The sequence below is a fragment of the Haloarcula sp. CBA1122 genome, assembly GCF_009741785.1.
GTDB classification, from domain to species: Archaea; Halobacteriota; Halobacteria; order Halobacteriales; family Haloarculaceae; genus Haloarcula; species Haloarcula hispanica.
This window is the reverse complement of sequence record NZ_WPCB01000076.1, coordinates 1-10878: the sequence shown is the minus strand read 5'-3', so window position 1 is coordinate 10878 and position 10878 is coordinate 1. Positions and strand designations below refer to the sequence as shown.

The following is a 10878-nucleotide window of genomic DNA, read 5'->3' as shown; positions in this document are numbered from 1 at the left end:
CCTGAAGGAACTCGCGCTGAACCACCAAGTGCTCGCGCTGCCGGCCGGCCGCACGGTCGTCCGCCTGCTTCCGCCGTTGACCATCGACGAGGACCACGCCGACGCCGTCGTCGAGGCGATGACGGAGGTGCTGGGATGAGCGAGACCGCGACCCGCGAGGCCGACACCGAGGCCCGCGACCCTGCTCGAAGCCATCGTCCGCACGCCCTCCGTCACCCCCGAGGAGGCGGCGGCGGCCGAGCGCCTGGCCGAGTTCTTCGAGGCCCACGACCGCGAGGTGTGGATCGACGAGGTCGGCAACGTCCGCGCGCCTGCAGACGACGGCGTCCTGCTCACGTCCCACATCGACACCGTCCCGGGTGACATCCCGGTCCGTGTCGAGGAGACCGACGAGGGCGACGTGCTGTGGGGCCGCGGCAGCGTCGACGCGAAGGGGCCGCTGTGTGCGATGGCCGTCACGGCCGTCCGCACCGGAGCCTCCTTCGTCGGCGTCGTCGGCGAGGAAGTCGACTCGAAGGGTGCCCGCCATCTGGTTGAGGACCGCGAGACGGCACCCGATGCCGTCATCAACGGCGAACCCTCCGGCTGGGAGGGCATCACGCTCGGCTACCGCGGCCTGCTGGCCGGAACGTACGTCGCCACCAGCGAGTCCGGCCACTCCTCGCGCCCGGAGAACAACGCCATTCAGGACGCCATCGACTGGTGGTCGGCGGTCGACGACGAGTTCGAGACCGACGAGTGGCACCCCGTCTTCGAACGCGTCACCTGCAAGCCCGTCGACTTCAAGGGCGGCACGTCCAGCGACGGGCTGAGCGTCGAAGCGACGATGGACGTCCAACTGCGGGTTCCGCCGGAGTACAGCACCGACGAGATCCGGGAGATTGCCGACGGATTCCTGGAGAACGGCACGGTCAACTGGGACGACAAGGTCGAGCCGGTGATGCAGAGCCCCCGGACCAGCGCCGCCCGGGCGTTCCGGGCCGCGATCAGGAAGCAGGGCGGCGAGCCCACGCTGCTTCGCAAGACCGGCACCAGCGACATGAACGTCTACGCGAAGGCGTGGGACTGTCCGATGGTGACCTACGGGCCTGGCGACTCCGACCTCGATCACGCACCGAACGAGCACCTCCCGCTCGACGAATACGACCGCTCCGTCGCGGTGCTGGAAACCGCGACCGAACGCCTGCTGGAGGACTGACATGGACATACTCGACGTCGACGACCTCACGACCGACGAACTGGCGACCGTCCTCGACCGCGCCGCGGCCATCAAGGCCGATCACGGCGAGGGGAGTCCGAGCGACCTGCTGGACCAGCAGACGCTCGGCATGATATTCGAGAAGCCGTCGACCCGGACCCGGGTCTCCTTCGAGACGGGGATGACGCAACTGGGCGGCCACGCCGTGTTCCTCGGTCCCGACGACATCCACCTGGGCCACGGCGAACCGGTCAAGGACACCGCCCGCGCGCTCGGGCGCTACGTCGATTTCATCATGGCCCGCGTGTTCGACCACGCGGACGCCGAGGAGCTGGCCGAATACGCCGAGGTCCCGGTCATCAACGGGCTGACCGACGACGCCCACCCCTGCCAGACGCTCGCCGACCTGCTGACCATCCGCGAGCGGTTCGGCGACTTCGAGGACGTCTCCGTCGCGTGGGTCGGCGACGGCAACAACGTTTGCCAGTCCTTCGTCATCGGCGCGGCGATGGTCGGACTGGACCTCACTGTCGCCACCCCGGAGGGCTACGGCATCTCCGATGACGTGGCCGACCGCGCCGCCGCCTTCGGCAACGCGCCCGAGACGACCCACGACCCCGAGGCCGCCGTCGCCGACGCCGACGTGGTGTACTCCGACGTGTGGGTCAGCATGGGCCAGGAGGACCAGCGCGGCCAGAAACTCGAAGACTTCGAGGGCTTCCAGATCACGACGGACCTGCTCGAAGATCGGCCGTTCATGCACTGCCTGCCCGCCCACCGCGGCGAGGAGGTCACCGACGACGCCATCGAGTCGGACAACGCCATCGTCTGGGCGCAGGCAGAGAACCGCCTGCACGCTCAGAAGGGGTTGTTGGTGTGGCTGTCTGAGCAGGCGTAGACCCGTCCCGAACGGGAAAACGTGGCCTAGAGAAACACCGACGAGGCCCGCTTGACGAAGTAACTGGATCTGACCTGAGCTGATCGACGTACCTGAGCGGGTCGGATTTGACGGCCTCGATGGACATCCGGCCGTTTCTGGCGACGCGGGTCAGATACCCTTGCTGGAGCATCCGGTTTTGCTCCTTGCTGTAGACGGGTTTGTTCGTCTGCATAGCGATCGTTCGGGCCTGGGAGTGTGAGCTCTCGATGAACAGCTTGGCGTCCGAAGACCCGTACACCTCGGCCTTGTACTCGCCGTGGTTGCCCGCGGCGACCCGCGTAGCCTTGTCCGGGTACTGCATCATCACCAGCTCGTCGTACTCGATTCCGTGCTCGTCGAGCCAGGCGGCGGTCTCGCTGCGATACTTCTCCAGTCGGCAGGTGACGATCTGCCCGATTTCCACCGAGGGAACACAGATCGGGTCGACAGTCGAGATAAACTCCCGGTATTTCGGCCCGTCGTCGTTCTCTTCGGGCGTCGGGTCACGACAGAGGATGCCGTCAAGGTCGACACAGGAGTCCACGAGGAAGTCGTGGTGCATCATGTTCCACTCGAATACTCTCGGGAACGGCAGGGTCTGGGCGTAGGTATCGACGAACCGCTCGGACCCCTCGTCCACGTACACAGCGCCGTAGTACACGTCCGCGGACAGATCAAACCCGTCAATGGTCGACTGCGCATCGGTCATTTCGCTCCCGGTGTAGACGGTGTCGTCGACGACCAGTATCGTCGAGAACTCCGAGAGGTCGAACTCACCGTCGTACCGTTCCCCCGTCTGTAGGAGTCTGCCCTCCCGCAACCCGTCGATATCCGTCATCGGGAGATTGAGATGCAGCGAAAGTAAGTTTGACACTAGCATCCCGCTTCTGGGTATTCCGACGATCAGATCCAGGTCGTCTGGTAGATCGACGATCCACTCCTGCGTATCAGCACTGAGGTGGTCGAAACTCCTGTAGTTCATTGGTTTCTGGGATCGGGAAGTATTAGCATCCTCGTCGTAGCTCGGACACCACGAGGAGAAATGCGCTTACTTCTTTTTAAAGTGACATTAGCCAGTGAGTATTAATGCTTTTGATATGTACTCCGACGAGACATTCTTATGCGGATATAGGTGATCTGTGGCAGCTCTGGTTCGTATGAGGACAATCTCCACCCGAAACAGCACCCTTTTCGATGTATTCGGCATTGTTTCACACAGTACTAGTTACTATTGGAATCCTGCTAGCTGGTCCCTCTAGCTGAAACAGTAACTATCCCTATATATTCGTCAACTGTTCACAGGGGCCTGTTTCCCGAGCCGCTGCCGACAGCTCGGAACCGGATAGAAGCGGACAGTCAAGACTCCGTCGCGGTGAGGTTGAGGTAACGACCCAGTTTATCCGGGTTGGCATAATACAGACCGGTATGTCTGTCAACCCCTCTCCGGACCAGTTCCACGAGCTGATGGTCGACGACGAACCGAACCTCTCGGACGTGATGGCCTGTGTTTTCGGCGTTCAGGAACACGAAGTACGGACGTATCAGACATTGCTCGAAACACCTGCAAGCACTGTCGAAGAACTCGCTGACGAACTCGGTCGGGATCGCTCGAACGTCAACCGGTCGCTATCGACGCTTCGCGAGAAGGGGCTCGCGACGCGGAAACGGCGGTTGCTCGACGGCGGCGGCCATGTGTACCAGTACACCGCGACACCGCTGTCGGAGGCCCGCGAACTGATGCACGAGACCCTCGACGAGTGGACTGTCGCGGTTCATCACCGTATCGACGAGTTCGACGCCAGGCCCAGCGAGTGATAGCTGCCGCGCCGTGAACGCTGGCAGTATAGCCGACAACCGTCCGACTTTTGCCCACTGGGAGCATGGTCCCGACAATGGCTGACCTGCAACTCACCGACGACGTGCCGCCGGTTGCCGATGACGGCGTCTGGCTGGCCTGCATCGAGTGTGGTGAGACGTTCGCTCCCTTCGACGAGATTCGCTACACCTGCGACGACTGTGACGGCCTGCTTGAAGTCCGCTACGACGACCTGCCGACCTTCGACGAGTTCGATGGCTCGGGGGTCTGGCGGTACAACGCTGCCCTGCCCTTCGAAGAGGGTGTCACGCTCCCCGAGGGTGACACGCCGCTGCACGAGATGCCGCGCCTGAAAGACGACATCGGCGTAGACGCGCTCCGCGTGAAACACGAGGGAATGAACCCCACCGGTTCGTTCAAGGACCGCGGCATGACTGTCGGTGTCCGGGTTGCTCAGGAGGTCGGCGTCGACCGACTGGCCTGTGCCTCGACGGGGAACACCTCCGCTGCGCTTGCGGCCTATGGTGCTCGCGGCGGCATGGAGACGCTCGTCCTTCTGCCCGCCGGGAAGGTCGCGGCCGGCAAAATCGCACAGGCGAGCCTCCACCGCGCCCGTATCCTCGAAGTTGACGGTAACTTCGACCAGTGTCTCGACATCGTGCAGGACCTCGCCGCCCGCGGCGAGGCCTACCTCCTGAACTCGCTGAACCCCTTCCGTCTGGAGGGCCAGAAGACCATCGGGCTGGAAATTATGGAGGAGTTCTACGCTGACAACGGCGAGTACCCGGACCGCATCGTCCTGCCGGTCGGCAACGCCGGCAACACCGCGGCGCTGTACAAGTGCTTCCGCGAACTCGTCAAGGCTGGCGCAATCACCGAGAACCAGGTGCCCAAGCTCACCGGCGTCCAGGCCGAAGGTGCCGCCCCGATGGTTGAGGCCATCGAGAACGGATACGAGGACACCCGCCGCTGGGAGGACGTGGAAACCCGCGCGACCGCCATCCGCATCGGCAACCCGGTCAACGCGCCGAAGGCGCTGCCGGGCATCCGGGAGACCGGCGGCACCGCTGTCGCCGTCTCTGACGAGGAAATTACCGAAGCGCAGCGCGACATCGCCGGGGAAGGCGTCGGCGTCGAACCGGCCTCTGCGGCCTCCGTCGCTGGCCTCCGGAAGCTCCGCCGCGAGGGCGAGGTCGACAGCGACGAGTCGGTCGTCTGCCTGACTACGGGCCACCTGCTCAAAGACCCCGAGGCGGCCGCCGAAGCCGGGAACGAGCCGGAACCGGTCGCTAACAGTACCGAGGCCGTACTGGACCTCATCGAAGAACCGTCGTCAGTCACTGATACGGTTCGCCGACAGGTGTCGAAGGCCGCCGACGCGCCGCTGGTCCCGGCGCTGGTCGCCGGCGGCCTCGGCGTCGCGTACCTCTACCGGAAACTCCTCTCGAAGAAGTAACGTCGGCGGCCGGGGCCGCAAACAGCGGGGCTGTTCTCAGCTATCCGGTAGAACACTGGCTGTGTTGGCTCCTGCAGACGGTATCTTGCTGTTTCTACCCAGCAGACATATCTATCTGGTTCGGGAACACCGAGCCAATGGATGTACTGCGTGTCCCAGCGCAATCGCTCCGGCCGAGAATCGCCGCCGAACGGCCGCCGACGCTGACCGCAATAGCGGCCCGGGACGAACTGTGACGGGCGTCTACGAGCGGGCGCTGGGTGAGGCCGCGGTCGACCTCCATCCCAAAGTCCGCGACCGGTACAGCCTCGCCCCGGACGACGGGACGGTCTGTGTCGGTCGCGGTGAGATGGACATCACCCGTGGAACGCTGGTTCTCCCGGCGCTGTACGCGATGACGACCCAGAACATGCTGTTCCCTGAAGCCGGCGAGGACGTGCCGTTCTCGGTGACGACGGTGGCCTACACGACCGAGGGCGGTGACGAGGCGATGACGACCCGCCGCGCGTTCGACTTCGGCGGCACCACTCGCCTGTTCGACTCCCTGACCGTCTGGGACGCCGAGGCCGAGCGACTGCTGGACTTTCTGGGGACCCACGGACGAATCGCCAGCGAACTCCACCCGCGGGTCGAGGACGGCGTGCTGGTCGTGGCCGGCGGCCGGCAGTGGGCTCGGCTGGGTAATCGGTACGTCCCGCTGCCGGGCCCACTTGCTGCCGACGTTGAGGTGCGCGACCGCTACGACGAGACCGACGAACGCTACCACGTCACCGCGACTGTCGAGAACGACCTCGTGGGCCACATGCTCGGCTACCGCGGGACGTTCACGCAGGACCAGACTGCCAGCGACGGGACGCCCGACGAGCTACGCATCGTCCGCGGGCTCGACCGGCTCCCGCCGCGATGAGCGACCGCGCCGGCGGGTCCCGGCAGCCAGCACTCGGCAGTGTCGCCAAGCCGTCTATCCGGGGCATCGCCGTGGCGGACCTGAGCGCGGTGCTTGGTGCGGTGGTCTGGCTGGCGATGACGGTCACAGGCGAACTGGCCGCTATCGAACGGGCGCTCGCCCTCGCGCCGCTTGTGCTGGTCCCGCTCGCCCTCCGCACGGCGGTGACCGGAGCGTTCGAGGCACCTGTCAGTCGGCTCACGACCACAGCCATCTGGCTCCAGCCGGTCGGTGCACTCCTGTTTGCGGTATCGCTGGTCGTTCCGTCACCAGCACTGCTGGCCGCCGCGCTCGCAACGCCGTGGCTTGCGGTCACCGGCCTCCTCGGACTCGCCGCGCTCGCACGGATCCGGGTTCGAAGCGGCCTGACGCTCCCGGAGACGGCTATCGACGCCGGCTTCGCCTACGTCTCAGTTGGCGCGGTCGCGCTCCTGCTGGCCCATCTCGACCTGACGTTCTGGTTCGACCGCGTCATCATTCGGCTGACGGCGGTCCATTTCCACTACGCCGGGTTCGTCCTCCCGGTCGCGGCGGGACTGACCGGCCGACACCTCGGTGACCGCTCGCGGGGATTCCGAACCGTTGCGGGTGTCATCCTCGTCGGCCCGGCACTCATCGCGGTCGGCATCGCCTTCTCGCCGCTGGTGGAGGTCGTCGCAGTGAGTCTCTTCACCGTCGCCGTCGCGGCCTTCGGCGTCGTGGTCCTGCGTCGCGTCGTCCCCACCTGTCCCCAACTGCAGGGGCTCTTGCTCGGCATTTCGGCCGTGGCGCTCCCGATCTCGATGGCGCTTGCGCTCGGCTACGGGGTGTCGACGTTCACCGGCCGCTCGCTGGGTCTGACGATTTCGACGATGGTCGCGCTCCACGGCTCGCTCAACGCCTTCGGGTTCGGGCTGTGTGCGACGCTCGGGTGGCGGCTCTCGGTCCAGTGACGCCGGTCAGTGCTCCGCTCGCTCCGGCTCTAACCGGTAGCGCGTCGTCTCCTGTCCGTCGAACCGGGGGCCGTTTCCGGTCGAGGTGAACCCAACCGCCTCGACGGCGGCCCGGACTTCTGATTCGTCTTCCGGCAGCAGTAGCTCCACGGACATGTGTTCCCGGCGCGCGAACTCGATAGGGTCGGTCAGGAGTACTTCGCAGGCGTCGCTCGACCCGGCCAGTTGCGTTACGTGGACGGTCCCACGCTCGGCGTCGAAGCTCACGAACCCCACGATGTCGTCGTCCTCTTCGGCCACGCGGACGGTGCGGTCGTGAACGAGGTTCTGCATCACGTCCGGCGGCCCGTCAGCGAGGGTGGCCAGTCGCTCGGCGTCGTCCTCGATAGCGTCGCGGATATCCATGCATATGTGTGGGAACCCCACGCAAATAAACGGTGTGTCGGACGCTTCGGGTCGCGTTCGCTTCCGTAGCAGTAGGTCGTCACGCGACGGACTCTGTCGGGTCCTGCCGACAGTGCGGTGTGGAAACAGATGGACACAGTTATCCCGAGCGACGGATAACGCGAGGGCAATGACTCACGTACACATGGACACGGTGGTAGCATGCGCGTAGTCGCCAAGTTCGGTGGGACGAGCCTCGGCAGCGGCGACCGCATCAACCGGGCCGCTGACTCGATTGCTGCGGCCGTCCAGCAGGGCCACGAGGTCGCGGTCGTCGCCTCGGCGATGGGCAACACGACCGACGAACTGCTCGACGAGATCAACTACGACGCCGACTCCGCGGACCGCGCCGAAATCGTCTCGATGGGCGAACGGACCTCCGTTCGGATGCTCAAGGGCGCACTCGCCGCCCGCGGTATCGAGGCCGTCTTCCTCGAACCCGGCAGCGAGGACTGGCCGATCATCACCGACGAGTATGGCGAGGTCGACGTCGAGGAGACACAGAAGCGTGCCCACGCGCTGGCCGGCCAGCTCAAGGACGTCGTCCCGGTCATCACCGGCTTCCTCGCCGAAGATTATCAGGGCAACGTGACGACGCTCGGCCGCGGCGGCTCCGACACGAGCGCCGTGATGATGGGCGACTACATGGACGCCGACGAAGTCGTCATCGTCACCGACGTCGAGGGTGTCATGACCGGGGACCCGCGTGTCGTCGAAGGCGCACGGAACGTCGGCAAAATATCCGTCGACGAACTCCGTTCGCTGTCCTTCCGCGGGGCCGAGGTGGTCGCGCCGTCGGCGCTATCATACAAGAGCGACGACCTCGGCGTTCGCGTCGTCCACTACCAGCACGGCGACCTGCTCTCCGGTGGCACGTCCATCGAGGGCGAGTTCCAGAACCTCATCGACCTGCAGGAACAGCCAATCGCCTGCGTCACCGTTGCCGGCCGCGCTATCCGGAACAGCCCGGGCATCCTCGCGGACCTGTCAGGCGCTATCGCCGACGAGGAGATAAATATCGAGGCCAACTCCTCGGGGATGGACTCGCTGACGTTCTACGTCGACGAAGACGACGCCGAGGAAGCCGAGGCGCTGCTGCACGCCCGTATCGTCGACGACGAGACGCTCTCGTCGGTCACCGTCGAGGACGATATCGCCGTCATCCGTGTCACCGGCGGCGATCCGAGCCAGTCGGCGCTCGCCCATCAGGTCGTCGAACCGCTGGCCGACGCGCACATCCACCTCTACGACGTGATTACGTCCGCGACGTCGGTCTCCGTGTTCGTCCCGTGGGAGGACCGCGAACAGGCCCTCTCGCTCGTGCAGGACGTATTCTGATCGCTGGGTACTTGTTAGTCGGTTGAGGAGGCCTGCTCGAACCGGCTCGCGGGCAGCAGGAGTTCGCTGACTTCGGGCAGGTGTTTCAGGTTGTAGACGATTTTCGCGTCGTCAGACACCGGTGCGGCGATACACGAGAGCCGAATCCCCTTTTCGGTGAGGTCCGGCGGGAGAATGTGGCTCGCCGGCGACGGCATCTCGCCTTCGACGACTGCGACGGCGCAGTTCGTACACGCGCCGCCGCGGCAAGCAAAGGGCCACGCAAAGCCGTTCTTCTCGGCCGCTTCCAGCAACGTGTCGTTCGGATCGACGTAGAACCGCCCGAAATCAGACGACCGCAAGTTCGCGTCGGCGGCTTTCTCGAACAGATCCTCGTCTTCGAGCGCCCAGCCGTGGTCCTCCAGCACCTCGAAGTTGAGAAACTCCACCAGCGGGTCGTCCGGTTCCGGCGGGGCTTGCTCAGTCTCGGACCCGGGTTCGCCCGTCGGTGACTCGTCCGGTAGCGGGTCCCCGGGCTCGTAGCCGTTCTGCAGTCGCTCGTAGGCGTCTTTGACCGCCTGGAACTCCTCCGTCGAGCCGCCCTGGTCCGGGTGGGCTTCCTTCACCCGCTCGCGGTACGCATCGACGATCTCCCCGTCGTCCGCGTCCGGCGGAATTCCGAGGACCTCGAATGGGGACTCCACACCACACGGTAGCGGTCACGGACATAAATTCCCTCCTCCCGCTGCAGTTTCTGCAGGCTGCCGGCGACAGGCGACGTCCACTCCCTGTGGCTACCGGCCCTGCGTCAACCGGAAGCCGATTTGCCGCGGCAGGTCAGCGTCGGTAACCGCGTCGATGACCTCGCTCGTGTCGTAGGCCACGCGGTGCTCCTCGACAGTCAGGTCCGCGAGGTCGAGCACGGCGTAGGCTGCCCGGTGGTCCTTGTCGCGGGGCTGGCCTACGCTGCCGGGGTTCGTCACGATGCCGTCCTCGTACACCTCGTGGTGCTGATGGTGTGTGTGCCCCATCACGAGTACGTCCTCGTCGCCCAGCAGGTCCGGGCCGAATTCCTCGGGGAACGTATAGTGGTCCGGGTCGTCCGGGTGGCCGTGGACGAGTTTTACCCGGCCGTCACACACGCGGCGCTCGTCGGGCAGCGCCGCCAGCCACTCGATCTGCTCGTCGGATAACTGCTCCGTGGCGTGTTCGACGCCGGCCTGGGCCATCCCGTTGAACGCGAACGGCGTCTCGGCGGCGACCGCCCTGTCGTGGTTGCCCATCACCGTCGGGACTTCTTCGGTCGGCCAGGGAACGTCCGCTGGGAGCCCATCGGTGTGCCCCCGCATCGCGTCGACACAGTCGGCGTGCCAGGGTTGTAGCCGACCACGTCGCCCGCACAGACCAGCCCGTCAACCGGCGGCATATCCGCAAGCACCGCCGCTAGCGCCACCCGATTGCCGTGGATATCAGAGAGTATGCCGAGTTCCATTGCTAGTGTCTACCCCCTGTGGGGTCTTGAGTGTCGGTCCTGGCTCAGTATCTGTGTCCGCTGCGTGGCCATCTGCTCACTCCCCGTTGTACACTGCCACGTCGAACTCGCCAGCCGACCCCGCGACGCCGGCCGAACAGACGGCGTGCTCGTACTCGTGGTCGTACACCTCGCGGGCCACCTCGCTGGCGTCGGTCGCGGCCAGGTCGAACGCCGTCGGACTGTCCTCCTCGTAGGTCGCCACCAGCGTCGGCTCGGTGACTTCCTCGACCAGCAGCGCGTCCCGGCGGACGGTCCCGATGACCGCCCCCGGCCCGTCGGCGTTGGTCGTCGGGTCCGCCCCGTCGACGCCGACGAT

The 10878-nt window shown here is 65.6% G+C and carries 10 protein-coding genes and 3 pseudogenes; 8 read left to right on the top strand and 5 right to left on the bottom strand.

The annotated features are described in order from the left end of the window. From GJ630_RS20230 to argF, 3 genes and pseudogenes are all read left to right on the top strand, one after another. A pseudogene (locus GJ630_RS20230) lies at positions 1–139 on the top strand (aspartate aminotransferase family protein); the annotation flags it as partial. Next, a pseudogene (locus tag GJ630_RS18410) lies at positions 136–1198 on the top strand ([LysW]-lysine hydrolase). The pseudogenes GJ630_RS20230 and GJ630_RS18410, both read left to right, overlap by 4 nt. Before the next feature lies 1 nt (position 1199). Continuing rightward, positions 1200–2096 carry an ornithine carbamoyltransferase gene (gene argF / locus GJ630_RS18405; protein WP_014041683.1) on the top strand — a complete coding sequence of 299 codons (897 nt, stop codon included), beginning with the start codon at positions 1200–1202 and terminating at the stop codon, positions 2094–2096. Here argF and GJ630_RS18400 read toward each other — a convergent pair. Further along, a complete protein-coding gene (locus GJ630_RS18400; protein WP_252718861.1) occupies positions 1990–3099 on the bottom strand; it encodes an orotate phosphoribosyltransferase in 1110 nt (369 codons plus the stop codon). The genes argF and GJ630_RS18400 overlap by 107 nt on opposite strands. 443 nt (positions 3100–3542) lie before the next feature. Here GJ630_RS18400 and GJ630_RS18395 point away from each other — a divergent pair, with 443 nt between their 5' ends. From GJ630_RS18395 to GJ630_RS18380, 4 genes are all read left to right on the top strand, one after another. Then, on the top strand, positions 3543–3932 hold the full coding sequence (locus GJ630_RS18395) for a helix-turn-helix domain-containing protein (protein ID WP_004959860.1): 390 nt from the start codon (positions 3543–3545) through the stop codon (positions 3930–3932). A gap of 65 nt (positions 3933–3997) precedes the next feature. Further along, a complete protein-coding gene (gene thrC, locus GJ630_RS18390) occupies positions 3998–5389 on the top strand; it encodes a threonine synthase (RefSeq protein WP_191450639.1) in 1392 nt (463 codons plus the stop codon). 232 nt (positions 5390–5621) lie between these two features. Then, positions 5622–6296 (top strand): DUF4166 domain-containing protein, encoded by a 675-nt coding sequence (locus GJ630_RS18385; RefSeq protein WP_371727913.1) that lies wholly within the window; start codon positions 5622–5624, stop codon positions 6294–6296. Then, on the top strand, positions 6293–7267 hold the full coding sequence (locus GJ630_RS18380) for a YndJ family protein (protein WP_191450638.1): 975 nt from the start codon (positions 6293–6295) through the stop codon (positions 7265–7267). Before GJ630_RS18385 ends, GJ630_RS18380 begins: the two co-directional genes overlap by 4 nt. 6 nt (positions 7268–7273) lie before the next feature. On the opposite strand, the gene GJ630_RS18375 is transcribed toward GJ630_RS18380, so the two are convergent. Further along, positions 7274–7672 carry a hypothetical protein gene (locus GJ630_RS18375; RefSeq protein WP_064288557.1) on the bottom strand — a complete coding sequence of 133 codons (399 nt, stop codon included), beginning with the start codon at positions 7670–7672 and terminating at the stop codon, positions 7274–7276. 201 nt (positions 7673–7873) lie between these two features. Between GJ630_RS18375 and GJ630_RS18370 the strand changes: the two genes are divergently transcribed. Further along, a complete protein-coding gene (locus GJ630_RS18370; RefSeq protein ID WP_014041676.1) occupies positions 7874–9049 on the top strand; it encodes an aspartate kinase in 1176 nt (391 codons plus the stop codon). 14 nt (positions 9050–9063) lie between these two features. Here GJ630_RS18370 and fer read toward each other — a convergent pair whose 3' ends face one another. The 3 genes and pseudogenes from fer to GJ630_RS18355 form a co-directional block, all read right to left on the bottom strand. Continuing rightward, positions 9064–9732 (bottom strand): ferredoxin Fer, encoded by a 669-nt coding sequence (fer, locus tag GJ630_RS20435; RefSeq protein WP_050037264.1) that lies wholly within the window; start codon positions 9730–9732, stop codon positions 9064–9066. 90 nt (positions 9733–9822) lie between these two features. Next, positions 9823–10520 (bottom strand): annotated as a pseudogene (locus GJ630_RS18360) (metallophosphoesterase family protein). Between the two features lie 76 nt (positions 10521–10596). Then, the coding region (locus GJ630_RS18355; RefSeq protein ID WP_305794219.1) for an IMP cyclohydrolase at positions 10597–10878 on the bottom strand (282 nt) is incomplete at its 5' end.